This window comes from Alcaligenes sp. SORT26 (assembly GCF_017377875.1).
GTDB lineage: Bacteria > Pseudomonadota > Gammaproteobacteria > Burkholderiales > Burkholderiaceae_B > Alcaligenes > Alcaligenes parafaecalis.
This window is the reverse complement of record NZ_CP070975.1, coordinates 3,150,089-3,176,471: the sequence shown is the minus strand read 5'-3', so window position 1 is coordinate 3,176,471 and position 26,383 is coordinate 3,150,089. Positions and strand designations below refer to the sequence as shown.

Annotated in this window: 27 protein-coding genes; 15 read left to right on the top strand and 12 right to left on the bottom strand. The window is 57.9% G+C overall.

The window, feature by feature from the left end; genetic code table 11:
- Window positions 1–19: 19 nt before the first annotated feature.
- The 4 genes from JYG33_RS14475 to JYG33_RS14460 form a co-directional block, all read right to left on the bottom strand.
- On the bottom strand, window positions 20–694 hold the full coding sequence (locus JYG33_RS14475; protein WP_207872862.1) for a DUF4286 family protein: 675 nt from the start codon (window positions 692–694) through the stop codon (window positions 20–22).
- Between the two features lie 196 nt (window positions 695–890).
- Window positions 891–1,829 (bottom strand): LysR family transcriptional regulator, encoded by a 939-nt coding sequence (locus tag JYG33_RS14470; protein ID WP_207872861.1) that lies wholly within the window; start codon window positions 1,827–1,829, stop codon window positions 891–893.
- Window positions 1,826–2,425 carry an RNA 2',3'-cyclic phosphodiesterase gene (gene thpR, locus JYG33_RS14465; protein ID WP_207872860.1) on the bottom strand — a complete coding sequence of 200 codons (600 nt, stop codon included), beginning with the start codon at window positions 2,423–2,425 and terminating at the stop codon, window positions 1,826–1,828. The genes JYG33_RS14470 and thpR overlap by 4 nt, the downstream gene beginning before the upstream one ends.
- Window positions 2,426–2,469: 44 nt before the next feature.
- Window positions 2,470–3,366, bottom strand: coding sequence for a LysR family transcriptional regulator (locus JYG33_RS14460; RefSeq protein ID WP_207872859.1), 897 nt, complete (start codon window positions 3,364–3,366; stop codon window positions 2,470–2,472).
- Between the two features lie 142 nt (window positions 3,367–3,508).
- Between JYG33_RS14460 and JYG33_RS14455 the strand changes: the two genes are divergently transcribed.
- The 3 genes from JYG33_RS14455 (at window position 3,509) to JYG33_RS14445 (ending at window position 6,230) form a co-directional block, all read left to right on the top strand.
- On the top strand, window positions 3,509–5,077 hold the full coding sequence (locus JYG33_RS14455) for an amidase (RefSeq protein WP_207872858.1): 1,569 nt from the start codon (window positions 3,509–3,511) through the stop codon (window positions 5,075–5,077).
- 239 nt (window positions 5,078–5,316) lie between these two features.
- Window positions 5,317–5,565 carry a GlsB/YeaQ/YmgE family stress response membrane protein gene (locus JYG33_RS14450; protein WP_042484712.1) on the top strand — a complete coding sequence of 83 codons (249 nt, stop codon included), beginning with the start codon at window positions 5,317–5,319 and terminating at the stop codon, window positions 5,563–5,565.
- A 221-nt stretch (window positions 5,566–5,786) separates the two neighbouring features.
- Window positions 5,787–6,230: a DUF488 family protein gene (locus JYG33_RS14445; protein WP_207872857.1), complete on the top strand. Its 444-nt coding sequence runs from the start codon at window positions 5,787–5,789 to the stop codon at window positions 6,228–6,230.
- A gap of 11 nt (window positions 6,231–6,241) precedes the next feature.
- Here JYG33_RS14445 and JYG33_RS14440 read toward each other — a convergent pair whose 3' ends face one another.
- Genes JYG33_RS14440 through JYG33_RS14420 form a run of 5 tightly spaced genes read right to left on the bottom strand, consistent with a single transcriptional unit; the run spans window position 6,242 to window position 11,224 of the window.
- Window positions 6,242–7,690 carry a DUF3482 domain-containing protein gene (locus tag JYG33_RS14440; RefSeq protein ID WP_207872856.1) on the bottom strand — a complete coding sequence of 483 codons (1,449 nt, stop codon included), beginning with the start codon at window positions 7,688–7,690 and terminating at the stop codon, window positions 6,242–6,244.
- Complete coding sequence (locus JYG33_RS14435) at window positions 7,687–9,093, bottom strand: DUF2868 domain-containing protein (protein WP_207872855.1); 1,407 nt, start codon at window positions 9,091–9,093, stop codon at window positions 7,687–7,689. The genes JYG33_RS14440 and JYG33_RS14435 overlap by 4 nt, the downstream gene beginning before the upstream one ends.
- 15 nt (window positions 9,094–9,108) lie before the next feature.
- A complete protein-coding gene (locus JYG33_RS14430; RefSeq protein WP_207872854.1) occupies window positions 9,109–9,606 on the bottom strand; it encodes a TPM domain-containing protein in 498 nt (165 codons plus the stop codon).
- A gap of 17 nt (window positions 9,607–9,623) precedes the next feature.
- Window positions 9,624–10,586, bottom strand: a complete 963-nt coding sequence (locus JYG33_RS14425; RefSeq protein WP_243430185.1) for a YgcG family protein — start codon at window positions 10,584–10,586, stop codon at window positions 9,624–9,626.
- A gap of 17 nt (window positions 10,587–10,603) precedes the next feature.
- Entirely contained in the window at window positions 10,604–11,224 is a 621-nt protein-coding gene (locus JYG33_RS14420) for a LemA family protein (RefSeq protein ID WP_207872853.1), read from the bottom strand.
- Between the two features lie 427 nt (window positions 11,225–11,651).
- On the opposite strand from JYG33_RS14420, the gene JYG33_RS14415 reads away from it, so the two are divergent.
- From JYG33_RS14415 to JYG33_RS14400, 4 genes are all read left to right on the top strand, one after another.
- Entirely contained in the window at window positions 11,652–13,127 is a 1,476-nt protein-coding gene (locus JYG33_RS14415; protein WP_207872852.1) for a DEAD/DEAH box helicase, read from the top strand.
- A gap of 63 nt (window positions 13,128–13,190) precedes the next feature.
- Entirely contained in the window at window positions 13,191–13,814 is a 624-nt protein-coding gene (locus JYG33_RS14410) for a LysE family transporter (protein WP_207872851.1), read from the top strand.
- 97 nt (window positions 13,815–13,911) lie between these two features.
- The gene (locus JYG33_RS14405; RefSeq protein WP_207872850.1) at window positions 13,912–15,525 is read left to right on the top strand and encodes a peptide chain release factor 3; all 1,614 of its coding nucleotides are present in this window, start codon (window positions 13,912–13,914) and stop codon (window positions 15,523–15,525) included.
- A gap of 108 nt (window positions 15,526–15,633) precedes the next feature.
- The gene (locus tag JYG33_RS14400) at window positions 15,634–16,257 is read left to right on the top strand and encodes a hypothetical protein (RefSeq protein WP_207872849.1); all 624 of its coding nucleotides are present in this window, start codon (window positions 15,634–15,636) and stop codon (window positions 16,255–16,257) included.
- A 75-nt stretch (window positions 16,258–16,332) separates the two neighbouring features.
- Here JYG33_RS14400 and bfr read toward each other — a convergent pair whose 3' ends face one another.
- From bfr to JYG33_RS14385, 3 genes are all read right to left on the bottom strand, one after another.
- On the bottom strand, window positions 16,333–16,812 hold the full coding sequence (bfr, locus tag JYG33_RS14395) for a bacterioferritin (protein WP_207872848.1): 480 nt from the start codon (window positions 16,810–16,812) through the stop codon (window positions 16,333–16,335).
- A gap of 269 nt (window positions 16,813–17,081) precedes the next feature.
- Entirely contained in the window at window positions 17,082–17,351 is a 270-nt protein-coding gene (locus tag JYG33_RS14390; protein WP_207872847.1) for a (2Fe-2S)-binding protein, read from the bottom strand.
- A 139-nt stretch (window positions 17,352–17,490) separates the two neighbouring features.
- Entirely contained in the window at window positions 17,491–18,375 is an 885-nt protein-coding gene (locus JYG33_RS14385) for a LysR substrate-binding domain-containing protein (RefSeq protein ID WP_207872846.1), read from the bottom strand.
- A 170-nt stretch (window positions 18,376–18,545) separates the two neighbouring features.
- On the opposite strand from JYG33_RS14385, the gene JYG33_RS14380 reads away from it, so the two are divergent.
- From JYG33_RS14380 to leuD, 8 genes are all read left to right on the top strand, one after another.
- Window positions 18,546–19,166: an isochorismatase family protein gene (locus JYG33_RS14380; RefSeq protein ID WP_207872845.1), complete on the top strand. Its 621-nt coding sequence runs from the start codon at window positions 18,546–18,548 to the stop codon at window positions 19,164–19,166.
- Window positions 19,167–19,200: 34 nt separating this feature from the next.
- Window positions 19,201–20,202 carry a TRAP transporter substrate-binding protein DctP gene (dctP, locus tag JYG33_RS14375; protein ID WP_207872844.1) on the top strand — a complete coding sequence of 334 codons (1,002 nt, stop codon included), beginning with the start codon at window positions 19,201–19,203 and terminating at the stop codon, window positions 20,200–20,202.
- 58 nt (window positions 20,203–20,260) lie between these two features.
- Window positions 20,261–20,779: a TRAP transporter small permease gene (locus JYG33_RS14370; protein WP_207872843.1), complete on the top strand. Its 519-nt coding sequence runs from the start codon at window positions 20,261–20,263 to the stop codon at window positions 20,777–20,779.
- 1 nt (window position 20,780) lies between these two features.
- Window positions 20,781–22,079 carry a TRAP transporter large permease subunit gene (locus JYG33_RS14365; RefSeq protein WP_207872842.1) on the top strand — a complete coding sequence of 433 codons (1,299 nt, stop codon included), beginning with the start codon at window positions 20,781–20,783 and terminating at the stop codon, window positions 22,077–22,079.
- A gap of 128 nt (window positions 22,080–22,207) precedes the next feature.
- On the top strand, window positions 22,208–23,419 hold the full coding sequence (locus JYG33_RS14360) for a CaiB/BaiF CoA-transferase family protein (RefSeq protein WP_207872841.1): 1,212 nt from the start codon (window positions 22,208–22,210) through the stop codon (window positions 23,417–23,419).
- The gene (locus JYG33_RS14355) at window positions 23,416–24,321 is read left to right on the top strand and encodes a hydroxymethylglutaryl-CoA lyase (RefSeq protein WP_207872840.1); all 906 of its coding nucleotides are present in this window, start codon (window positions 23,416–23,418) and stop codon (window positions 24,319–24,321) included. The genes JYG33_RS14360 and JYG33_RS14355 overlap by 4 nt, the downstream gene beginning before the upstream one ends.
- Complete coding sequence (gene leuC, locus JYG33_RS14350) at window positions 24,318–25,730, top strand: 3-isopropylmalate dehydratase large subunit (RefSeq protein ID WP_207872839.1); 1,413 nt, start codon at window positions 24,318–24,320, stop codon at window positions 25,728–25,730. The genes JYG33_RS14355 and leuC overlap by 4 nt, the downstream gene beginning before the upstream one ends.
- The gene (gene leuD / locus JYG33_RS14345; RefSeq protein ID WP_207872838.1) at window positions 25,727–26,365 is read left to right on the top strand and encodes a 3-isopropylmalate dehydratase small subunit; all 639 of its coding nucleotides are present in this window, start codon (window positions 25,727–25,729) and stop codon (window positions 26,363–26,365) included. The genes leuC and leuD overlap by 4 nt, the downstream gene beginning before the upstream one ends.
- Window positions 26,366–26,383: the final 18 nt, after the last annotated feature.

The following is a 26,383-nucleotide window of genomic DNA, read 5'->3' as shown; positions in this document are numbered from 1 at the left end:
AATTGAGGTGATGGCCGCCTTATGAGCGGCTCGCATTCAGATCCCGTGACTGCAGATCCCACAACAAAGAAAACTCGGATACATCGTTAGTCGCCACACCCAGGTCCTGCTGCAAGCGAGCAGCCAGGGTACGAGCAGCAGTCATAGTGGTCAGATCGGCCACCAGATAGGGGTCCAGGCTGCGCTGTTGCGCTTCCTCGGACGGTAAGGGGGTAGACAATTCGGGATCAGGCGTCAGTACCCGCAAGGCCAGCAGGCCATCGGTTTGCTCCAGATAGGCCGCGCTCTGTTGAGCCAGCGCATCCAATTGCCTGGCTGCAGACAAGCGGACCAGCAACACCACAGAGCCGGTACCCACGCCACCCAGCAAGGACACCGCCATCACGCGGCGCTGGGTATTACTCATGCGGCCAAAGTTGGCAATCGACCAGTCTGTTTGCTGCTCAAAGGCCTTTTTATATTCCGCCGTGCCAAAGACCCGCAGGGACTCGGTACGGTACAAGGCCAGGTACTTGCGACCAGCGCCTTGGCGCACATAGCGGCGTGACCATTGAAAACCCGGTATGGCGGCACGTTCAGCCATGTGCTCGCGCTCATACCATTGATTGAAATCCTGCTCATGCTCAGGGGCAATATCCGTCCAGATGAACAGTTCCCCCGGCGCATCACGATCAGTGCGAAAAGTAGCAGACACGAAAGCCTCCTGAATCAAAGTCGTTGCACACTCTTTATGGGAGTGTCCAACGGCTTCTGGGCGGATTCCAAACGGTTTATTTCAGCCTGGAGCAATAGGAAAAAGCGATCAGTTCAAGCGAGTGGCGCGGTATATAGATTATCAAGCAAGCTCACGCTCAGTACACATGCCTAGCCAAGGGGAAAACCCTCAAAGGCTAAATAGCGAAGACACGCGTGTCTGGTGGCGGCAAGGCCAGCCCCGGATGCTCGGCAGCAAAATGATGCATGCGCTCCAGCGCCACGCCGATCACGGCCTGGGCTGTCTGTGTCAGCGGGTCGGGTCGCCAGCTTGCCACCAGCCGCAAGTCCGGCAAAGCATGCTCACACACAATTTCCTGATACAGCCCGCTCGTGAGCTGACGGCTGACAGCCGCCAGGGGCAGGGTGGCCACACAAGGCTGTGCTTCCAGCAACTGGGTACTGGCGGCAATGGACGACACGTAATGAATCCGGGCCTGGTCGACTGGCAAGGGCTCCAGCAATTGCACCAGGGCCAGATGAGGTTGAGAACCACGGGGAAAGGTCACCAACGGCCAGCGTTGCACCAATTCCTGCAAGCCACTGCGCACAGGCATGGCCTCACCGGCCATACATACCCAGCCCATGCGCATGGAGCCCATCGGCAGGTTGCGTATGCCATCGCCCATGATGGGGTCCGTCTGCAAGGCCACATCAATAGTGCCGCGCTTGAGCAAATCATGCAGACGCAAGGTGGACTCGGCCGTCAGCTCAATTTCCAGTTCGGGATACAAGGCATGCAATTGGCGGATCAAGTCCTTGAACCAGGTATGCACAATGGATTCCACCACCCCCAAACGCACCCGGCCGCTTAAACGGCTGGAGCCTGCCAGGGCCTCGCGCAAGTCGTGTTCCATACCCAGCATCTGCTCGGCATACTGCATCAATTTGCGCCCTGCCGGAGTCAGGCGCAGATCACGATGACCACGCTCGAACAAGGTTTTCTGAAACTCGCTTTCCAGAGCCGCAATCCGCCCTGATACCGCGGCCTGTGTCAGGTGCTGCTTATTGGCGGCGGCACGAAAACTGCCCAGGCGGGCAATCCAGATAAAGGTTTCTAAAAAACGGATATTCATGAAGTTGTCCTTCCCGACCCCACTGTGGCCGCCACATGATATTGGCTGCGCAACTCCCCCGGCACGGACACGATCAAACCTACGCCATCACCAATAAAAGCCTGAGGCGGTAAAGCATGACGATGCGACTGATCCGCCGCAATCCGCGCATGGCGCAGCAGGGACACATGGGGCCTGAAGCGGCGCGGTGGCTGGGTCCAGCCCAAGGTAGTCAGCCTGACCCAGATATCCTCGTGCCACTGCTCCAGCAGCGTCAGCGCCTGCTCTTGAGATTCATCCGGGCCAGCCCAGACCACCTGGGGTTTCTCAAAAACATCCCGTAGCGTCAAGTCCAACTGGATCTCGGGCACGGGCCAACCCGCCATACTGGCCGCCAAGGTTTGCAAGGCCGATACGCTGCTTCCATCCAGAAACGCCAGCGTCAAATGAAAATGATCCGGTTGCATCATGCGCCCGCCATACAGGGCATGTGCATCAATGGCTTGTTCAGCCAGATAGAGACGGGTCTGCGCATCCGGCCACCAGCCAATAAACGCGCGCAAGGATTGCTCGGGGCCTAACTGATGCAGGTCCAAGGCGGGCAAGGGGATCGTCATGAGCAAACCCTCAAACAAAGCAGATCAGAAAGCGGGCGTCTGACTTACGCCCTGCACAGGCGACGCGCCAGATCGTAAACAATATCCAAGGCGGGCAATTGCGTGCGCCCTGAAAGGCGTACCAAGGCATAGTGCCCGGACAAGGACGAAGAAAACAGACCCAGCGGCACCAGATCACCCGCATCAATATCACGGCGTACGGCAGCCAGCACACTCATCAGGACCATATCGCTATCCATCACCACATCGCGCTGGATACTGAAGCTATCACAACAAAAGCGGACAAAGCTGTCGGGGTGGCCTTGGGCACCAAACTCGGCAATCAGGCGATCGGTCAAATCATCACTAATGACGGAGCAGGCCACGGGGTACTGGCTGATCGCGGCAAAATCCAGTGACTCCTGCTGCAAGAGGGGGTGGCCCTGGCGAACCAGCATATCGCCTTGCATGGCGGGCAGATACTCAATATCCAGACCACGCACATCGGTCACTGCGCTGACATCCAGCACCACCATATCGTAGCGTTCCCGGCGCAGGCCCTCGATCAATTCCAGTGTGCGGCCAATTACGGCATCCACACGCAAACGCGGGTACTCGCCCAATAAAGCCACCATGCACGGATGCAGCAGGACAGCGGCGGGGGTAGAGCTTAAACCCAGGCGCAGGCTACCTGCATCCTCACCCTGAATCAGCGCCAACTCGCGCTGCATCGCACGGCCTTCCTGCAAAACGCGATGCGCCCGCTCCAGCAGTACCCGACCATAAGGCGTCAAAAAAATGCGCTGACTGCTGCGATCAAACAGCGGCACACCCAGTTCCTGCTCCAGAGCCTGGATGCTACGACTCAAGGCAGACTGGCTTAAATGGACAGCTTGCGCGGCCCGATGAAACGTACCGTGTTCGCAAACGGCCACAAAGTGCCGCAGCTTGCGAAAGTCCATGCTTGTCCCCTTGCTGACGCTTGAACCGGCTTATGCACAGACCGCATCAACTTGATGATTTTTTGGCGTTTGAGCCGCGCATTGTACCTGCATAGAATGAGCTGGCCACTTGGATGGCCTTACAAAAAAACGGGAGACAAACATGACAGATACCTCGACACCCCTGGACGCACGCCGCCGCTTTTTGAAAACTACCGGCTTGCTGTCGCTGGCAGGGATGGCCCCTTCCTTGGGACGCCAGGCCTTCGCAAAAACCGCCCCCGGTCCTGGCACGGCTCAAGACATCATCATGGCCGATGCGCTGACCTTGTCGGGCTGGATTGCACAACGCCAGGTCTCCTGCCGCGAAGTCATGGTGGCGTATCTGGACCATATCGACCGTGTGAACCCCAAGGTCAACGCCATCGTGTCTCTGCAAGAGCGCAGCGGCCTGCTGGCCCAGGCCGACAAACGCGATCAGCAACTGAAGGCAGGCCAGTACCTGGGCTGGATGCACGGCATGCCCCAGGCACCCAAAGATTTGGCAGCAACAGTCGATATCGTCACCACCAGTGGCTCGCCGATTTTCAAGGACTATCTGCCCAAACAGGACGCCATCATCGTCGAGCGCGTACGGCAATCCGGCGCCATTCTGATCGGTAAAACCAATACCCCGGAATTTGGCCTGGGATCGCATACCTACAACCCCGTTTTTGGCACCACTGGCAACGCCTACCAGCCCGATCTGTGCGCCGGTGGCAGTAGTGGCGGAGCCGCTGTCGCCCTGGCTGCCCGCATGCTGCCCGTGGCCGACGGCAGCGACATGATGGGTTCCCTGCGCAACCCCGGTGCCTTCAATAACGTCTACGGTTTTCGGCCATCACAAGGCCGCGTGCCCCATGGCCCCACCTCCGAAGTCTTCTTCCAGCAAATGGGCTATGAAGGCCCCATGGGTCGTACCGTTTCCGACCTGGCCATGCTGCTGGCCACTCAAGCCGGTTTCGATGCACGCACCCCGCTCAGCATCAGCCAGGATCCACAACAATTCGCTGGCAAACTGCAACGCGACTTCAAAGGCACCCGCATCGGCTGGCTGGGCGACTACAGCGGCTACCTGCCCATGCAAGCAGGCGTCATGGACCTGTGCCAGAGCGCACTGAAGAGCTTCGAGGCCATAGGCTGCACCGTCGAAGCGGCGCAACCCGACTATTCCATGGAACAACTGTGGCAAACCTGGCTGACCCTGCGCCACTTCACCGTCGCTGGAACCGCCCAAGGCCTGTACGCCAAACCGGAACTGCGCGCCCAAATGAAGCCCGAAGCCATCTGGGAAGTAGAAGGGGGCCTGAATCTGACAGGAGCTCAGGTTTACCAAGCCTCCATCAACCGCAGCAAATGGTACGAAAGCCTGCGCAAACTGTTCCAGACCTACGACTACCTGGTCCTGCCCACTGCTCAAGTCTTCCCCTTTGCAAGCACCACCCACTGGCCCACCGAGATTGCCGGACGCCAAATGGATACTTACCACCGCTGGATGGAAATAGTGATCGGCGGCTCCCTGGCAGGGCTGCCCGTCATGAACGTGCCTGCGGGCTTTAACGAGGCCGGATTGCCCATGGGCTTGCAGATCATGGGCCCTGCCCAGGCCGACATGGCCGTCCTGCAACTGTCCTACGCCTACGAGCAGGCCACACAGTGGGTGCAAAAACGTAAACCTGCTCTATTGGGCTAAGCCAAGCCTCAACACGGCTGCCGGGGCTTGAAAGAGTCCCGACTTGAACAAAGCGCAGGAAAGACTACTGCCAACTATCACACGACATAGCCAAGCTGATTACCAGTCATCGATTTACAAAACCTGACGTTTTTAACTGTTTCAGAAACACAAAACGATAGACGCCTAAAAACTCCATACCTAAGATAAGCAGTGCGGTCCGAATCCCAGACCGGCAAACACAGAACAGGAGTAGCACGATGGGTATTATCTCCATGATTATTGTGGGCTTTATCGTAGGTTTGCTGGCGCGAGCCATCATGCCCGGCGATCAAAAAATGGGATGGATAATGACCACCATCCTGGGTATTGTCGGTGCCTTTGTCGCAGGCTATCTGGGACAAGCCATGGGCTGGTACGTACCTGGCGAAGGGGCGGGCTGGATTGGTTCTATTGTCGGTGCCATCATCGTTCTGTTCGTTTACGGCCTGGTCAGCAAGAAAGCGTAAAACGCGGCATCACACACGACACAGCAGCCTTGCAGCGACTGTGGCTGGCGATCTGAAATATCGCCACGGTCACACATTGCTGGAAGGCTGCTACTCTGGCTAAGGCGCGATTCACCGATGCCTATCGCTATCGCGGCCCTGACTCACAGACAACATAGACTGATCAATAATTAAGCGCCAAGCGCCTGAACACCCAAAGCCTGACGCTCCCGGAGGCGGTCATGCACTACACCATCACCTTGAGTCGCATTTACGATGCCATCCATGAGCCTGCCAACAAAGCAGCCCGTGTGCTCACAGACCGTCTCTGGCCACGCGGCCTGAGCAAAGACAAGCTAGGTGACATCCAGTGGCTGCACGACGCCAGCCCCACTCCTGAATTGCGCAAAGACTTTCATAGTGGCGCCATTTCCCCGGAGCAATTCCAACGCCGCTATCAAGAACAACTAGAGCACGACCCTGACTCCTTGCTCTCCTTGATGAGGCTGGCCCGCAAAGGTGAACTGCAATTGCTAACCGCCACCCGCGACCCGCACACCTCGTACCTGACGGTGCTCAAACAAGCGGTGATCAAGGCCTTGGCTGAGGAAGATCGCCTACACGACGGCAATGAACCCAGCTCGCCGGTTTGTTACGCGCATTTAGTGAAAGATGAAGAGAAATAAGCCGGGCTTGGCTATCCCTGCGGCTGCCCGACAGAGCTAGCACCGGGCGCATTGCGCGCCCCCAACAGCCTCTGCACCAAACTCTGCACGCACGCCTCGCGCCGCGAATCCGGTACATAGTCAGCCCGTAACGTAGACCAGGACGGATGAATCCTTGCCTGCGCCAGTTCCTCCGGCAGGCCTTGAGCCCGCCACACATTCAATTCCCGCTGCAAAGCCTGATCGAAATTCTCGGCATCAATCTCGCCCAGGCGAATCGGCGTCTGGGCCGCATGACCGCGCCGCTCCAAAGCCGCAATCAAACTCAACTGCCGTACCGCTAGCAGACGCAGGACCGCATCGTCCACACTAAGCTCTGTCTCGCCCCGCAGCTTGCCCATCAAACGCTGGCCCCACTTGTCCGCACCTTGCCACAAACCGCCTGCCAATGCGCCCAAGACTGTTCCAGTCCCCAAGCTAAGGCCACCCGTCATCACATCCAGCGTCGCTCCGGCCATGGCACCTGCCGCCACACCCTTGCCCAACTGCACACCAAACTCTTTCAAGGCCTGAGGATCAAACAAATCCATCCCCCAGCGCCCACCATCAAAATGCAGCAGATCTGCCACCACATCCTGGCGACCAAAGCTATAACGCTTGAGCAAGGCCTGCACACTCTTGGCCTCGCGGGCCAGGACCGGCTCACGCAACTGCTGCGCAGCCAATTCCATAGACTCCGCATCCGAAGGCGTGCTGACCCGCCAGGCCGCCACATCCACCAGCAATTCCGCCAATAAGCGCAAGGCATCCCGACGACGTAAAGCAGCCTGCTGAGTCAGATCCACCTTCAACTGCTGCAACACGCCTGCCTGCGTTTCCAGCAGCACCGCCAGCTTGTCATACAGCAAAGCCTCACCATCCAAGGCGGGTGCGACTGTGTCGAACTCTGCCAAAGCATGTAGCCCCAAACGGGCCAGGGCACTGCGCCACTCCTGAACCCGCGCTTGCGGGCTACGCACAAAATTCAGCACAGGCAACAAAGGCCGTCCGCTATAGGCCAGCAAGGTCAGCTCGTCCTTATGCTTGCTCAACACAGGATCGCGCGCATCCACCACATACAAGCCTGCATCGCAGGATTGCAGCTTGCGCAACACACGAGCCTCTTGCTCAAAGCGCCCCTGCGCCGCTGGAGACTCCAGAAAGCGGCGAATCCGTTCCGGCCCATCAATACGCTCGCCGGGCTGGCTTAACTGATCCATGAAGTCCAGCAAAGCCATACTGTCTTCCAGGCCCGGCGTATCGAACAGCTCCACCAGGGCTTCGCCATCCACGGTCAGCCTGGCCCCTTCCACATGACGCGTCGTGCCCGGGCTGTTACTGACCTGCCCAAACTTCGTATCCCGCGTCAAAGTACGCAGCAAAGAGGTTTTACCCGTATTGGTGTGACCCACCACAGCCAGCGTCAAAGCAGCGGCACTCATGAGGGCTCCTTCAAAGACACATCAGGCCATTGATCGTGAATCTGCCCCGGCGCAAAACCCGCTGCTACCAGACGATCATGCCAACTGCGGCGGCGCGTCTGATCCGGGTCGGCCAAGGCCTCGTCCAGCAAAACCACATCCGATTGCTGAGCCAATTGCGCCCACTCAACCAGTGTCGCCACCACACCGCGATCCGGTGTCTGGGCAGCATCACAAACCATCAACAAATGACGCGGCGTGGCCGACTGCAAACGCCCCAGAATATTCAGACGCTCGGAGCGGGAATCCACCCGGCCCAAATCCTGCATCTCCGCCTGCATAAAAGCGGGTGGCCAGGAATGTTCAGGCGGCAGTTCCAAACCCACAAGGCACAAGGCATTGGCAGCCAAAGGTACGCTGGTTTCGTGTTGAATTCGGGCCACTCTATCGGGCGAGGCCAGCTCGTCCACACCCGTCGGTTCGCTGGCTGGCATCAAGCGCGGGCGCAGTTCTGCCAGACCCGGCAAGCTGTCGTCCAGCGTCAAGCGGGCTGTGTGTTTACGCCATTGCCACAGGCTCCAGGCCAGAGCTAGTACACGGGGAATCAGGCCATACGTCACCACGGCACCCAGCAGCCAGCTAGACCACAGAGCCTGGGATTGGGCATCCAGCAATTGCAAACCATCGCTGCTACGTATCGTCAGGGTATCGGGCAGGGCAAAGCCCAGCAAAGCAGGCAGGGCACCAATACTTTCCACCAGCCACACAAAGGTGTCCGGCGTTAACAGCGTGGTTTCCCAATTGAAGTGATAACGGCGCGAGGCCAGTAAAAGAAGCAGGGTGCTCAAAGCCGACACAAAGGCCAGCACCCATAGGCTATGGCTGATCAGCCCGGCCAACCAGGATTGGCTACCCCGACGCGCCAACACGGCGGCAAAGGCCTGGGGCACCAGGCTGGCATCGCCTTTAACAAAGCGGCGGCTAAGCCACCACCAGGCATCACCCGCCCAACTGCCGGTGCCACCACTCTTGCCCGACCAGAACAGGCTAAGCAGCCAGAAAATAAAGGTCAGTGCATGCAGGCCGAGCAAAGCGCCCAAAGCCGTCAGAACATTCACTGCGCGACTGCCATCGCCCAAGGCCCCGGCTGCTGTTCCGGCCCCGGCCAGCAAAGCCAGTACGGCCATCGCAATCAATAAGAGGCGGGCTACTCGCCACCAGCGCGTCCAGGCTTGTTCCAGGCCATCACGACGTGCCAGGGCCAAGGCCCGAGCCGTCACTCGTTGAGCAAAGGAGCCACCCGCAGCCCGTGCGCGGCGCGATTCAGACAGATCTTCTATCGGCCCCCACAGGGTCTCGCGCAAACGTATGGCTTCAAGCAGAGTTTGCTGCTGCCAGGAGCCGACAGATTCAGACGGTTTCATGGCACTGACCACCACTTAGAGAAGTACAGGTTCGTCAGGCAAGGCGTTGACTGCCTCCGCACCCGGAGTCTGCGCCGGAGCGCCTTGCTGCAGGACGGTTTCAATGGCGCTGACAGCGCCCAGCAAACCAGACAAATACTCACGCGAGGCCAGATCTTTTTCCAGTTGCTGGCAGATCTGCGCCCATTGCGCCGGGTCAGCCTTGATACCCCGATCCGCAATGATATGGATACGGCGCTTACCCAAAGCCAGATACAGCAAAACGCCGGAGTTCAAGGGCGTATCCCAGACACGCAAGCGGCCAAAAACTTCCAGAGCCCGCTGAGCGCTGTCCGCTTCATGGGCGGGCAAGACCGCCTCAATCGCCACCACCAGCTCGCCACTATGGTTCTGTTCACCTTTGCGGATTTGCTCGGCCAGATGGCTCAGCATCTCGGCATTGAAATGACGACGGCGTAGCCATTGGCCTTGTACCGATGCCCAGCCCGACAGCTCTTTCCAATTCACACTCATGTCGCTCCCCTGTGGCCTTACCAACTACCGGAAGCGCCACCGCCTCCGCTACCGCCACCACCACCGCCGCTGCCTCCACCAAAACCGCCGAAGCCGCCACCGCTGCTGCCGCCATTCCCACCAAAACCACCGGAGGAATAACCGCCCAGGCCACCAATGACGCCGCCACGGCGTGAGGCACGCCCGGAGCTGGACTTACCGCCCGCGCCAAAGAGTCGGCCAATCATGCTCAAACCAGCGCCTACCACTGCCGCCAATAAAGCCAGCCCGATGCTGCCTGAAACGACCAGGGTGAACACACCGGCTGCCAAGGCGGCAAACACGGGAGACGCAAAAAACACAATCGCGCCCACGGCCAGCAAAGGCTCCCAGAACACGCCTTCTTCACCAGACGAGGTAACAGGCGCATTTTTAGGAGGAGGGGGAAGCTCTTCACCATTGACCAGACCCACCAGGCTATCGGCAGCCGCCTGGACCCCGGCGTAGAAATTGCCTTCGATAAAACGAGGCGTCATCTGTTCGCGGATAATGCGGCCTGCTTGCAAGTCCGTCACCGCGCCTTCCAGGCCATAACCGGTCTGGATACGCATGCGGCGATCATCCTTGGCCACCAGCAGCAAGATGCCATCGTCCACTTTCTTGCGGCCGATTTCCCACTGATCAAATACACGCAGCGCATATTGCTCGATGGTTTCTTCGCCCGTGGTGGGCACCATCAAGATCACTACCTGTGCGCCTTTTTCCTGTTCTACCGCTTTGAGCTGCTGGTTCAGGGCGTCTTTTTGATCCGGGCTTAACGTGCCGGTCGTGTCTGTCACCCAACCCGCAATGGCGGGAATGGGTTCAGGTTTGGCCTGCGCCTGTGCCCAGGGCCAGCACAGCAACAGGATGGCCATCAACAAGCCACAGGCCCAGGACAGGCTGCCGGAACGTGCAGACCCAGGCCCAGCAGTCGGTGCAAGATCGTGCACGTTCATCATGCTTTCTCCTGAATGAATCAATACCCGGCAGGAGCAGGGGTCGCAGGGATATCAAACTTGACCTCGGGGTCGCGTGTGATTTCGCTTTGACGGTCCACCCCGTAGTTTTCCTTGACCTTGTAGCCAAACAGCTTGGCGGTAATCAAGGTTGGGAACTGGCGAATGAACAGGTTGTATTCCTGAATGGTTTGCACATAACGGCCACGCTCGGTGGCGATACGGTTTTCCGTGCCTTCCAACTGTGTCATCAAGTCGCGGAACAAGCCATCGCTTTTCAGTTGCGGGTAGTTTTCCGATACCGCAATCAAACGCGACAGGGCCGAGGACAACTGGTTCTGGGCTTCCTGAAAGCGTGCCATCACTTCGGGGTTGTCCAGATCGTCCACTTTCATCTGAATCGTGCCGACCTTGGCACGGGCCTCGGTGACCTGAGTGAGCACCGTGCGTTCGTTCACCATATAGGCATTGACCGCGCTGACCAGCTTGGGCACCAGTTCGGCGCGACGCTCGTATTGGTTCAAGGTTTGCGACCAAGCGGCCTTGACCTGCTCGTCCAGGCGCTGGATCTCGTTATACCCACAACCCGACAGCAAGACGGCCACGCTGCTGATAAAGACCCATCGAATCCATGATGTCATGATTTTTTTCCTGCAAAAATAAGCAGATAAACAACAAAAACGGGTTCTGACCCATTTGCTCGGGCACGTGCCAAACAGAGCCCGGCGGTGCGTGCACGCCAAGCGTAAACCGCGTGCCGCAGCATAACAAGTACGTCTATGACGGCGCTTAACAATTTCTGTCAAATCCAGGTCTGCCATCAGCCTGACCTTTTACGCTTGAAGCAGGTTGTTTTAACGCTACCGGTCAAAATGATACAAGATGGTCAATGAGGATTTTTACTAATTTCACGCTATAATGTCTGATTGCGCAGCGCACCAATCTCTGCGCCTCTTGCAGCAGGCGGCGTTCTTGCCCCTGCCGTGGCATCGTCGCCATAAACAAAATACCTTAGCCTGGATTGGTAGGGCCCCAAAGAGGGCTTTTGGGCTAGTCACTGGAAAATTCTTGGACTCTCAAATCACTTTTGCCTCTCTTGAGCTGGCAGAACCTCTGTTGCGTGCTGTAACTGACGCAGGCTATACCCACCCCACCCCTATTCAGGCCCAGGCGATCCCCAAGGTCATTGAAGGTGGTGACCTGTTGGCCGCTGCTCAAACCGGCACTGGCAAGACCGCAGGCTTTACCCTGCCTATCTTGCACCGTCTGCTGAACAACCCTCAGCAAAACCGTAAACCAGGCCGCCCACGTGCGCTGATCCTGGCTCCTACCCGTGAACTGGCCGCCCAGGTTGAAGAATCGGTACGTTTGTACAGCCAGCACACCCGTCTGCGCTCGATGGTCATGTTTGGTGGCGTGAACATCAACCCCCAGTTCCATGCCCTGCGTAAACCGCTGGACATTCTGGTGGCCACTCCTGGCCGTTTGCTGGACCACGTGCGTCAACGCACGGTGGACCTGACCGGTGTGGAAATCCTGGTCCTGGACGAAGCCGACCGCATGCTGGACATGGGCTTTATCCGCGACATCCGCAAGATCATCAGCCTGATGCCTGTTGATCGTCAGACCCTGCTGTTCTCGGCTACTTTCTCTGACGAAATCCGCGAACTGGCCCGCAGCTCGCTGAACAACCCGGTCGAAGTGGCTGTTGCTGCCCGCAACACCACCAATGAACTGATTACCCAGCAAGTGATTCTGGCTGACCAGGCACACAAACGTGACCTGCTGAGCCACATCATCCGCGAAAGCAGCTGGAACCAGGTGCTGGTGTTCTGCCGCACCAAGCATGGCGCTAACCGTTTGGCCGAAAAACTGTCCAAAGACGGCATGGCCGCCGAAGCCCTGCACGGCAACAAGAGCCAGGCGGCTCGTACCCGTGCTCTGGCTGGCTTTAAAAACGGCAAGGTTGTGGTGCTGGTTGCCACCGACATCGCTGCACGTGGTCTGGACATTGATCAACTGCCTTACGTGGTCAACTTTGAACTGCCTAACGTGCCTGAAGACTACGTACACCGTATTGGCCGTACTGGTCGTGCCGGTAGCGAAGGCGTGGCCTTGTCCCTGGTGGATCGCAGCGAAATGCGTCTGCTCAAGCAGATCGAACGCATGACCCGCAATCCTATCGAGCGCATCGTGGTGGAAGGCTGGACGCCTCCTTCGCGCGCTGCTCTGGCTGAAGAAGCCAAGGAAGACACCTACGCAGAACGCCGTTTCCACAGCGCTCCTGGTCCTGGTTCTCGTGCGCCAGCAGGTGCTCGTCGCACTGGTGGCGGTGGTGGTCAGGCTCGCTCGGCTGAAGGCCGTGGCGGCAATGGCGAAAGCCGTCCTCGCCGTCCAGGCAACGACAACCGCCCACGTCGCAGCGCCGCTCCTGGCGGTGCAGGTGGTGGTGCTGCCCGCGCTGGCCAAGGTCGCCCCGGTGGCCGTCAGGACAGCCGCGGCCCGAACCGCAGCAACCGTAGTCCTGCCCAAGCCAAAGCCTAAACCCGGCAAGGGGCTGTGCCTGCCAAAGGCGGGCACAGTGCCCGCCTTTGAACCGAGCACACCATGGCACTGAGCACCTGGCTCGCCTTTTTCGCGGCTTCCTGGGTTATCTCCTTTTCACCCGGACCGGGTGCAATCTCCTCCATGTCCTCCGGCCTGAAATACGGCTTCAAGCGTGGCTACTGGATGGCGATTGGCTTGAATATCGGAATCATGATTCAGATATTCATCATCAGTCTGGGACTGGGACAGGTCCTGGCCCGCTCGGAACTGGCTTTTACCACGCTCAAATGGTTGGGTGCCGCGTACCTGATCTATCTGGGCTGGAAGCAATTGCGCACCGACGCCATGCCGGTGCAAGTCTCAGGGCAGGAGCCCAGCGACTTTCGCATCCGTGATCTCTTGCTTCGTGGTTGCCTGATCAATATCACCAACCCCAAGGGTCTGGTATTTCTGCTGGCCATCATGCCCCAGTTTCTGGACTTGAATCGGCCCATGCCGCTGCAATACCTGCTGATCGCCATGACGCTGTGCTTTACCGATCTGGTGGCGATGGGGTGCTACACCTCGCTGGCCGCTCGCATGTTGCATTTGCTTCGTCAGGCCAGCCATGTTCGGCTGCTGAACCGCGTGTTCGGTTCGCTATTTATTCTGGCAGGTACGGTATTGGCCAGCGTGTCGCGTTAGCCTGGTGCTCGCCCGCGCTTGCCCCCAAGCCCTGCTTTACGGATAATTCGCTCACTGTTTTCCACGCGCCAGACTGGCGCTGCCACAAGGATTTTCAATGTCGTCCGGTGACATACGCTCTGAAGTCAAGAAACGCCGCACCTTTGCCATCATTTCCCACCCCGACGCGGGTAAGACCACACTGACTGAAAAACTGCTGCTGTTCGCAGGTGCGATTCAGATTGCAGGCAGCGTCAAGGCACGTAAAGCCAGCCGTCACGCCTCCTCGGACTGGATGGAAATTGAAAAGCAACGTGGTATCTCGGTGGCCTCCTCGGTCATGCAGATGGAATACCGCGACTGCGTCATCAACCTGCTGGACACCCCCGGTCACCAGGACTTCTCCGAAGATACCTACCGCGTGCTGACCGCCGTGGATGCCGCCTTGATGGTGATTGACGCGGCTAACGGTGTGGAACCGCAGACCATTCGCCTCTTGCAAGTGTGCCGGGCCCGCAATACGCCCATCATTACCTTTGTGAACAAGCTGGACCGAGAGGTTCAAGAGCCGCTGGATGTGCTGTCGGAAATTGAATCGCACCTGGGTATGGAAGTCGTGCCATTTTCCTGGCCTATCGGGATGGCACGTCGCTTTGGCGGTGTGTTCAATCTGCGCGCCAACCATATGCGCGTGTTCAAACCCGGTCAGGAACGTCATGGCGAGGATGAAATCATCCCCGGCCTGGACAACCCCGTGATTGCCGAACGCTTTGGCGAACCCTTTGAGAAAGCCCAGGAAGAGATTGAGCTGCTGAACGCCGCTGCTCCTGAGTTCGACCTGGAAATGTTCCTGGCTGGCCAGCAAACGCCTGTTTTCTTTGGTTCGGCCATCAATAACTTTGGTGTGCAGGAAGTGCTGGACGCCTTGGTTGACCTGGCTCCTGCCCCTGGCCCACGCTCTGCCTTGCAGCGCGAAGTGCAGCCTGACGAGCCCAAATTCAGTGGTGTGGTGTTCAAGGTGCAAGCCAATATGGACCCTGCCCACCGCGACCGCGTGGCCTTTGTCCGCGTCAGCTCTGGCCATTTCAAGCGCGGCATGAAACTGAAAGTGTCACGCACCGGCAAGGAAATCCGCCCCAATAACGTGGTGTCCTTCCTGTCGCAACGCCGTGAACTGCTGGACGACGCGTTTGCAGGCGACATTATCGGTGTCCCTAACCACGGCATTTTGCAGTTGGGCGACGTGCTGACCGAAGGCGAAAACCTGCAATTTACCGGTCTGCCTTTCTTTGCTCCTGAACTGTTCCAGTCCATTGAAGTTAAAGATCCCCTGCGCACCAAGCAGTTGCGCACCGGCTTGACCCAATTGGGTGAAGAGGGCGCCATTCAGGTGTTCCGCCCCCATATGGCAGGCGGCATGATGCTCTTGGGCGCCGTTGGCCAATTGCAGTTTGAAGTCGTCGCCCATCGCCTGAAAACCGAATACGGTGTGGACGCTCGTCTGTCGTCGAGCCGCTTCAATATGGCGCGCTGGGTAACGGCCAAAGACCCCAAGGACATGAAGAAGTTTATCGAGACCAACGCAGGCAATATCGCCTATGACGTGGTCGAGGCCATTGCCTTTTTAGCAACGTCGCCCGCGCAGTTGCGTGTGGCTCAGGAGCTGAATCCCGGCATTGAATTCCACGCTTTACGTGAACATGGTGGACACGTTTTCGGGGATGCCGTCTAATTCTGTCACAAGAGCAGGGCCGACATTTCGCTACAATGACGGCTCTTTTCTTTTAATAACGCGCATCCGGCCCACCGGATGGCCCCTGATTCAACCGAGACATCGCTTATGCCCTGGCGTTTTATCATTGCTGTCTTGCTGCTGGTAGCAGGTGCTTCAGTGTGGGGCGGCCTGGAACTGGGGAACTGGCTCATCGCGCACGGTCCTGAAAAGTCCATGGCGGTCAGCACACCCGACCCGTCCGACCTGCCTACGCTGGATGCCGATGGCAAGCCCTTTACTGCGCAGCCGCCACAGCCTTTACCCAATGGCCGCTTAGGTGTGCCACAAGCACCCACGCCGATTGCCTGGGAAATCGACACCTCGACTTTGTCGAATGAAAAACCCCCGATTGCCCTGGCCACCACCTCCATCTCGCTGGAGCAGGCTATCCAGATTGCCATGACCGAGCAGAATCGGGAGTTGCAAGGGATTGCCCGTGTCAATCTGGGTGGCTCCGAGCCTATTCAGCCTGTGGAAGTAGGTACACCACCGCCACCGCCGCCTCAGGATATCCAGATCGCCAGCGCCAATAGCGGCGCATGGCAGGCACAGTTGCAGCAAGAGCTCAATGCCTGTAGCAGCAAAGGCTTTTTCGATCGCCCAAGCTGTTCCTGGGAAGCGCGTAACAAGTACTGTGCGCCTAACAATGCCTGGGGCAAAGTTCCTGGCTGTCCTAGCAAATCCTTTTAAGACAGCAAGAGACATGCCCAATAAAAAAGCACCCGTTTTACCGGGTGCTTTTTTTGTAGCCTGACTGACAAACGCTTATTCGTCGTGGTCGCCCATCTGCGATTGCAGGTAGTTAGGCAAGCCCACTTTTTCGATCAGCTCAAGCTGTGTGCCCAGCCAGTCGATGTGCTCTTCGGTGTCGTCCAGAATCTTCAAGAACAGATCACGCGACACGTAGTCACGCGAGGACTCACAGTATTCAATGGCTTCCACCACGGTCTGACGGGCGGCCTGTTCCAGCTTCAGGTCACAGCCCAGCAGTTCGGGCACGTTCTCGCCAATCATGATCTTGTGCATGTCCTGCAGGTTAGGCAGGCCGTCCAGCATAAAGATACGTTCGATCAGCAGATCGGCGTGCTTCATCTCGCCGATGGACTCGTCATACTCGTGTTTGCCCAGCTTGTTAAAGCCCCAATGGTTCAACATGCGAGCGTGCAAGAAGTATTGATTAATTGCTGTTAGTTCGTTCTTTAGCTGCTTGTTCAGATGCTGAATTACCACTTTATCGCCAAACATGCTGTTCTCCTGTAAATCTGACAGCGCTCCCCCCAAGGAACCGCCGAACCCCCATAAAAGCTGCTCACGCCAGAGATCGCACATAGGCGCGATGCAGGCAAAAACACGGTGGGGGATGAATATCACAGGCTACCATGCACGCAGTGGCGATGGCTCAAAAAACAGCTAAACACCCAGAAAGCGTTGCGCTTTTGGGTTAGTAACACGACTAACAACAATCATTCCCACTAGCAATAGCGGGAATGATGAAAGCTGAGAACAATGCGCAATCAGGCGCGGCAGACCAGACGGCCGAACTCGGGAACAGGGATCAGGCTGTCGTTGGCAGCATGATCCACCCGGGCTGCGCTAACGCTGGCAATCATGGCTTGATTGGCATAGCGCCCGCCGGGCAAGTAGTCCTGAGCCGTTTCCGCGCAGCATCCGCAGCAAGAAGCAACACCTAGCTGGCCTTGAAGATCTGCCAGACTGGCAGCGCCGCCGCGTACTGCTTCTTGTACTTGCCGTTCGGTGATGGCATTACATATGCAAATAAACATGAGAACCATTATTATCAAGAAACTTGAAAAGATCAATAGTCATTCGCATTAAGAACACACCGTTACCACTGCACCTCTATGAAGCCGAATCCAGCCATGCACAAACTGGCTCACAAGTTCGTCGGCAACACACCACATCTTAATTCTGCAAAAGATGATCCATCAGCAAACGGGCCGCGGGCGACAAGCTGTGGCGGCTACGTACACACAGTGCCACCCGTCTACAGGTCCAGGGTTCCTTGATCACACATAAGGCCAATCCCAGACTTTGCACATAAGACTCGGCCACGGAGCGCGGCAGCACGCCTATACCCAAACCCGCTTCGATCATGCGGCACTGCGCATCGTAGCTGGTGACCTGCACGCGACAACGCCACGGGCGCTCCAACTCGCTGGCAGCACGTATCAGCAAAAGATTAGGGTGGCTGCCCGTGTGCATCCCCACATAGTCAAAATCCAGCGTATCGGCGAAGGGCAGTTCACTGCGTCCCGCCAAAGGATGGTTCGCCGGGACCAGCAAGACCAATTGATCCTGCCGGTAGTCGTAATACTCCACCTCCACACTGCCCACGCCCCGTATCAGGACACCCAGATCGGCGTTGTTATCAGCCACCGCCTGAGCCACACCGGAACTGATGCGCTCTTCCAAGGACACCTGCACTTTGGGATGACGCTCCATGAAGGAGCTCAGGGCCTGGGGCAGAAACTGGGTAATGGACGACAAGTTGGCGGCAATACGCACATGCCCGGTCGCACCACCGGCAAAATCCCGCATCGACGCCCCCATGGCGTCCATATCATCCAGCAAACGCTGCGACATGGCCGCCAGCGACTTGCCGGCCGCAGTCGGGAGCACCCCTTTATTGCTGCGCTCGATCAAGGCCGTGCCCAACTGCTCTTCCAGATCACTCAGCCGTTTGCTGACCGCAGCCGGGGCGATATGAAATTGCTCGGCAGCACCCGAGATAGTGCCGCGTTCAATAACCAACAAAAAAAGCCGAAGGGACTTGGGATCAATGTTCATAAGCCAGTATTCCATCCTATGAAAGCCGGGTCGACAAGCATCTTGCCATCATCAATCGCGATAGCACCATCGCAATTTGACGCTGTACTCACACGATTAGCGATGACAGACTACGCAAATAATACGGAACCTGATTATTTAAGTCAGGAAAAACAGATGAGGGAGACAAGATGCGCGACAGCGACAATCTGAAGGGGGGGTTTGACGGCACCCTGCCCATGGGGCAACAGCCGACCTTGGTCGTGATCGACTTCCAACGTGGTTTCACCGAGCCCGGTTTGACGCCGCTGGCTTCCAACTGCGACAGCCAGATCGAGCAAACCAATGCCTTGATCCACGCCATCCGTGGCAAGGGCCGCGTTATTTTCACCATCATCGGCTATGAGCCGCATCTGGCCGATGCCAATCTGTGGTTGACCAAGGCCTCGTCCTTGCGCTGCCTGCTGCGTGGTTCTTCCGCCTGTGAACTGGATCCACGGCTGGACTACGACCCCGAACAAGACATCATCCTGTACAAGACCCAGGCCTCCGCCTTTTACGGCACGCCTTTGCCCGCTTTGCTGGCCCACCAGGGCTGCGACATGCTGATTGTGGCCGGTGCCACCACCAGCGGTTGTGTCCGTGCCAGCGTGGTGGACAGCCTGCAGTCGGGATTTGCCCCGTTCGTGGCTGAAGATGCGGTCGCGGACCGCTCGGCAGCCCAACATCGCAGCAATCTGGTCGATATGGCCAGCAAATACGCCGAAGTCCTGCCCTCGGCCGACTTGATCACCCATCTACACACGCTTTAACGCTACACAAAAAAAGAAACCACAGGAGACCTTCATGAAAAAAGCCCTGACAGCGGCGCTGACCGCCTGCACCCTGGCGTTAGGCATTTCGCCCGCCCACGCCCAAGAAGTCGAGCTGACTTTTTCAACCTACTTGCCACCGGCTTACGAATACGCCTGGAAGCCTATCGAGAACTTCGTCCAGACCGTAGAGAAAGAAAGCCAGGGCCGCATCAAGATCAATGTGTTCCACTCCGGCCAACTGTTTGACGGCTACGAGGAACTGCCTGCCTTGTCGCGTGGTGACGTGGATATCGTCAACATGACCAGCACTTACCCCAGCGGTACCGTGCCAGCCCTGAACATCTTTACCCTGCCATTCCTGTTTGACAGCACCGCTCACCTGAAGCGTGCACTGGACCAGGGCCTGTTCAAGCTGGGTGCCGAGCAAGAACTGCGCGACACGCACGACGCCGTGGTGCTGGGTCTGGCTCCATGGGACCCGTATGAGTTCTACAGCCGCAAAGCTCCGATCAACTCGGCAGCAGATGTGAAGGGCAAAGTCTGGGCCTCGACCAGCTCCATGGACGCCCGCGCTCTGCAACTGCTGGGTGGTTCGCCCACCGGCATGCCGTCTTCCGAGCTGTACCTGGCTTTTGACCGCGGTGTGATCGACGCCACCCCACGCCCATTGCTGACCGGCATTGGCCGCAATCTGTACGAAGTGGCCAAGTACCTGTCCATCGCCAACTTTGGCATCGACGTTTCCGTGCTGACCATCAACCGTAAAAAATGGGAATCCCTGCCACCTGATCTGCAAGAGATCCTCAGCAAGGCCGCCCAGCAGCGCGACGAAGAGCAATTTGAACGTGTCAGCGCGTTTGTAGATCAGGCTCTGCAACGCTACGAGCAAGCTGGTGTGGCCATCAACCGTGTTGAACCTGCCCAACTGGAAGAGATGCGCAAGCTGACCCGTCCAGCCATTGATGAATGGAGCAAGCAGGTTGATAACGGTCCCGCCTATCTGGAACTGATCGAAAAAACCCGCCAGCCCTGATCACGCGTGACTGCGTGCCGGAGTAACACCCGGCACGCATTCCTCGTGTGGAGACACCATGAATCCACTTATTCATTTTCTGGGCGCATTTGCGCGCGGCAGTAACCGGGTTGCCATTCTGGTGGCCGAAGTTGCACTGGCCGCCCTGATGATTGCCTGCACCTACGGCGTTATCGCCCGCTATGTATTCAACAGCCCCAGCATCTACATCACTGAAGTCTGTGTGTACTTGCTGCTGGTCTGCTCCTGGCTGTCCATTGGCTGGGTACACCTGGAAAACCGCCACGTCAGTGTCGAAGCCTTCCATATGAAGTTCTCGCCACGCGGCCAACGTCTGGCCACCTGCATCTCGCAGCTATGCATCCTGTTTTTCTGCCTGGTGCTCTTGTGGGCCGGTATTTCAGTGGTGGAGACGGCCATTGCCCGTAACTACCGATCAGCCTCCATGCTGCGTTTCCCCCTGTGGATGGCCTACGGCATGATCCCGCTGGGCGGCACCTTGCTGGGCCTGGCTACCCTGCGCCAACTGTTCATTCCGAACAGCGTGGAATCCAACGACAGCATCAAGGAGTTCTGACATGGATTCCATGCTCATTTTCAGCCTGATGATGGCTTGCTTTGCCATCCTGATGGTTATCGGTACCCCCATCTTCGCCGCTCTGGGCGTCGCCAGTATTTCCGGCATTCTCATGAAGTCCGGTCTGGGTGGCCTGGATGTAATTCCCGCCACGCTGCATCGCGGCATGGCCAGCTATTCTTTGATCGCCATCCCGCTCTTTATCCTGATGGGTGAAGTGATCGCGCGCACCAGCATTGGCGGCAAGCTCTATCAGCTCTTTTACCTCTGGTTGAATCGCATGCCCGGTGGCCTGGCCGTTGCCAGTGTAGGCAGCTCGGCCGTGTTTGGTGCCATGAGCGGGGTCAGTGTGGCCGGTGCAGCCACGATCGGCCGCTTTGCCATTCCTGAAATGCTCAAACGCGGTTACTCGCCCAGCCTGTCTGGTGGGACGATTGCAGCCGCCGGGGCTCTGGCATTGTTGATCCCTCCCAGCATCGGCTTCGTGCTGTATGGGGAAATGGCAGACCAATCGATTGGCAAGCTGTTCATTGGTGCCTTGCTGCCCGCCTTGATGGTCACTGTCATGATGGTGATCTATGTCGTACTGGTGGCCGTATTCAAGCCTGAAGCCGCCCCCCGCAACGCCGAAACCGTGACCTGGTCCCAAAAGCTGGGTGCCCTGAAAGACATTTGGGCCGCTGCACTGCTTATTTTGCTGGTGCTGGGCACGATTTATCTGGGTATTGCCACACCAACGGAAGCAGCCGGTATCGGTGCCGCAGGCGCATTTCTGATTGCTATGGCGTACGGCGAGATGAACTGGCGCACGGCCTTGCAGATTTTGCGCTCCACCGCGGTCACCAGTGGCATGATTTTGCTGATTCTGGCCGCCGCGCTGCTGTTCGGCTACATCATGACTCGTCTGATGATTCCGCAAAAACTGGTGACGCTCATTACGGCGTCATCGCAACCCTCGTGGGTAATCCTGATATTCGTTCTGCTGTTTCTTATTTTGATCGGCATGTTTCTGGATATTGTTTCGCTTATCCTGATTACCACACCTGTTTTGCTGCCGGTTATTGTGGCTCTGGGTTACGACCCATTATGGTTCGGCATTGTGATGATTATTGCCTGCGAAATGGCCGTGATTACACCACCGGTAGGATTAAACCTGTATGTGATCAAGGGAATTGCTCCACAGATATCGCTACAGCAGATTACACGCGGTGCACTGCCCTTTGTAGCCCTGGAAATTCTGGCAATTGTCATTTTGACGATCTTCCCGGAAATCATTCTTTGGTTACCTAGAACGCTTTAAAAAATAAAACCCGCTTTATGCGGGTTTTTTCTATTTTCCATCCACGTTTTTCACGATGGCAGCATAATATTTGATTGCTTTTCCACTTTCTTTTTCTATACCAGAATCAATAGCTGGAGGAAACAGAAATGGATAAGAACACATTTACCGAACCGCCCCTGAAAGGCATCAAAGTCCTGGAGCTCGGTTCATTAATTGCTGGCCCCTACGCCGGTAGCCTGCTGGCCCAATTCGGGGCTGACGTCATCAAGATCGAACCGCCCGGCAAGGGCGACCCCTTGCGCCGCTGGCGTCAACTGCACAAGGACACGTCCCTGTGGTGGCGTGTACAAAGCCGCAACAAGCGTTCGATTGCACTGGATCTGCGTCAGCCTGAAGGTCAGGAAATTGCCCGTGAGCTGGCCTTGCAAAGCGATATCGTCATTGAAAACTTCCGGCCCGGTGTGCTGGAACGCTGGGGCCTGGGCTGGGAAACGCTGCACGCCCTTAACCCGCGCCTGATCATGGTGCGCGTCTCCGGCTACGGGCAGGACGGTCCCTACCATCGCCGCCCCGGTTTTGCAGCCATCGCGGAATGTATGGGTGGACTGCGTTATGGCACCGGCTACCCGGATCGCCCACCTGTACGCGCAGGCGTCAGTCTGGGCGATACGCTGGCTTCACTGTACGGCACCATAGGCGCGCTGCTGGCCATGCACCATCTGCGTCAGGAAGGCGGACAGGGCCAGATGATTGATGTGGCTTTGTACGAATCTGTCTTTGCCATCATGGAAAGCCTGATTCCCGACTATCAACTGAACGGCCATCAGCGCGAACGCACAGGCGCCAGCCTGCCCGGTATCGCCCCCTCCAACACCTATCCCACCGGCGACGGCAAATGGGTGGTGATTGCCGCCAATAGCGACGCCATTTTCATACGTCTGATGCAGGCGATGGGCCGCCCCGATCTGGCCAGTGACCCGCGCTTGTCCGACAACGCCGGGCGCGTCGAGCACAGTGCCATGCTGGACCAGACGATTGGCGATTGGACCGGCGCACGTAGCCTGGACGACGTGCTCCATGCGCTGGAACAGGCCGAGGTCCCCAGCGGCAGCATCTACACAGCAGCCGACATTCTTGATGACCCGCACTATCAGGCGCGCGGCATGCTGGAAAAACACACACTGGAAGACGGCCAGGAACTGACCATTCCCGGCATTGTGCCCAAGCTAAGCCGTAGTCCCGGGGCGACTCAATGGTTGGGGCCGGAATTGGGCGCACACACAGACAGCATCCTGCAGGAACTGGGCATGAGCCCGGAGCGCCGCCAAGCCCTGCGTGAACAAGGAATCGTGGAATGAGTACCGTACTGATCACCGACGTCACCTTGCGTGACGGCCTGCAAATCGTGCCTCGCTGGGTGCCTACCGCTGACAAGCTGCGCATTGCACAAGCACTGCCCCAATGCGGTGTACGCAAAATTGAGCTGACGTCCTTTACTTCGCCCAAAGCCATCCCATCCCTGGCAGATGCCGATGAACTGGCCAACCTGACCACACGCGATTCGCAGGTTTGCTATACCGCTCTCGTACCCAATCTGCGGGGAGCACAGCGCGCCCTGGCTGCCAGAATGGACGAGCTGAACTTTGTATTTTCCGCGTCTGAAGCCCATAACCAGGCCAATCTGCGCATGACGATTGCTCAATCCTTGATGCAGCTTGAACAGGTGATAGCCGCAGCGGGCAACACCCCGGTGAACGTGTCCCTCTCTACTGCCTTTGGCTGCCCCTTTACCGGTGCCGTTGCCCCCTCCCATGTCATTGAACTGATGCAGGAAGTCCAACGCATGGGTGCCAGTTCCATCAGTCTGTGCGACACCACCGGCATGGGCTCACCCGCCGATGTGGAACGCCTGACCCAAGCCGCACTCAGCCTGTATGGCGAGCCGGGTGTCACCGGCCATTTCCACGACACCCGGGGGCTGGCACTGGCTAATGCCTGGGCTGCCTATCGCGAAGGTGGACGTCGTTTCGATGCCGCTTTGGCCGGTCTGGGTGGCTGCCCTTACGCCCCCGGTGCCAGCGGCAATGCAAGCCTGGAAGACATGGCCCATATGTTCCAGATCAGCGGTATCGAAACCGGCCTGGATCTGGAAGCGCTGCAACCCTTGGCCGAAGAAATTGCCGCTCTGACGCAAGAGCCCATTCAAAGCCGCTTGCACAAAGCCGGACCCGCTTACGCCCTGAAGGTGTGCCAGCCATGAGCCAAGCCCGTACCCTATTTCAAAAGCTCTGGGATGCACACCGTGTAGCAGCGGTAGACGACGAGCATGATCTGATCTACATAGACCGCCAATTGTTGTACGAAGTCACCAGTCCGCAAGCTTTCGAGAGCCTGCGTCTGGCCGGGCGTGTGGTGCGTCGTCCCAGCACCGCCCTGACCACGGTGGACCACAATGTGCCCACTCGCCGCCGCAATCAGCGTCTGGAAGATCCTTTGGCTCAGGCACAGATTGATCAAATGGAGATCAATAGCCGGGAGTTTGGGCTGCGCTACTTTGGACTGGATGACGAGCGCCAGGGCATCATCCACGTGATCGGACCCGAACAGGGCATGACGCTGCCCGGCTCCAGCATCGTCGCGGGAGATTCACACACGAGCACGCACGGTGCCTTTGCTGCCTTGGCTTTTGGTATCGGCACCTCCGAGGTCGAACACGTCATGGCGACCCAATGCCTGGCCGCAAAGCGCATGCGCACGCTGCAGGTCGATGTGCAGGGCGAGTTGCCCGCCACCAGCACAGCCAAAGATCTGATTTTGCACATCATTGCCCGCATGGGTGCTGATGGCGGACGCGACTGCGCCATCGAATTCACAGGCTCCGCCATTCGCGCTTTGTCCATGGAAGGGCGCATGACCTTGTGCAATATGGCGATCGAGGCCGGGGCACGTATCGGCCTGGTCGCCGTGGACGACAAGACGCTGGACTATGTGCGAGGTCGCCCCCTGGCTCCCAAGGGCGCGGAATGGGACAAGGCAGAACGCTACTGGCGCACGCTACTCAGCGACGAAGGCTGCCACTACGATCAACACTTGCTGATCGATGCTGCCCAAGTGGCTCCCACCGTAACTTGGGGAACATCGCCCGATATGGCGGCTGCCATCGACCAGCTTGTCCCTGATCCCCTCGCGGCTGCTACAGGCAAACAGGCGGACGCCCAGCGCGCACTGAGCTATATGGACCTGCAGGCGGGCCAGCCACTGGCAGGCATTCCTATCGACCGGGTGTTTATTGGCTCCTGTACCAATGCCCGTATTGAAGACTTGCGAAGCGCTGCCGCCATGATTAAAGGCAAGCATGTAGCCAGCACTGTGCTGCAAGCGCTGGTCGTTCCAGGCTCCGGTCTGGTACGGCGTCAGGCCGAACAGGAAGGGCTGGACCAGATCTTCATGCAAGCCGGTTTTGAATGGCGTGAACCGGGCTGCTCCATGTGTCTGGGCATGAACGAGGATCGCTTGAATCCGGGTGAACGCTGCGCCTCTACCTCCAACCGTAACTTTGAGGGTCGGCAGGGCGCTTTGGGACGCACCCATTTGATGAGCCCGGCCATGGCTGCCGCCGCTGCAATTGCAGGCCATCTTGTCGATATCCGTAACTGGGACACCGCATGAATACACCTTTTACTTCCGTACGTTCGCGCCTGATTGCACTGGACCGCGCCAATGTGGATACCGACGCAATCTTGCCCAAGCAGTACATGACCTCGCTGTCACGTACCGGCTTTGGGCAATATGCCTTCGATAACTGGCGTTACGCGGATATTGGCTACCCTGGAAAGCCGCTGGAGGAACGTGAGCCGATCACGAGCTTTTGCCTGCATCAGCCGACCGCACAAGGAGCACGTATTCTGTTGGGTCGAGAAAACTTTGGCTGCGGCTCCAGTCGTGAACACGCCGTTTGGGCGCTGAACGATCTAGGCATTGCGGTGCTGATCGCCCCTTCATTTGCCGACATCTTCCGCAATAACTGCTTTAAAAACGGCATGTTGCCCATACAGCTCAGCACAGAGCAGATTGATAATTTATTCATCGCTGCCGCCCAAAACCCGTGGGATGAATGGACGGTGGATCTGGAAGCCTGCATGTTGATCGGCCCCGACCAGTACATCCGTTTCCAGGTGGAGCCGGAGCGTCGCCACCGCCTGTTGCTGGCGCTGGACGATATCAGCGTGACAGAGCAGAAAATGGAGCAGATCCAGGCTTACGAGCAGCAACGCCGGGAACAGGAACCCTGGTTATTTAGCTAGGCGCGATAGGTAAAGGTG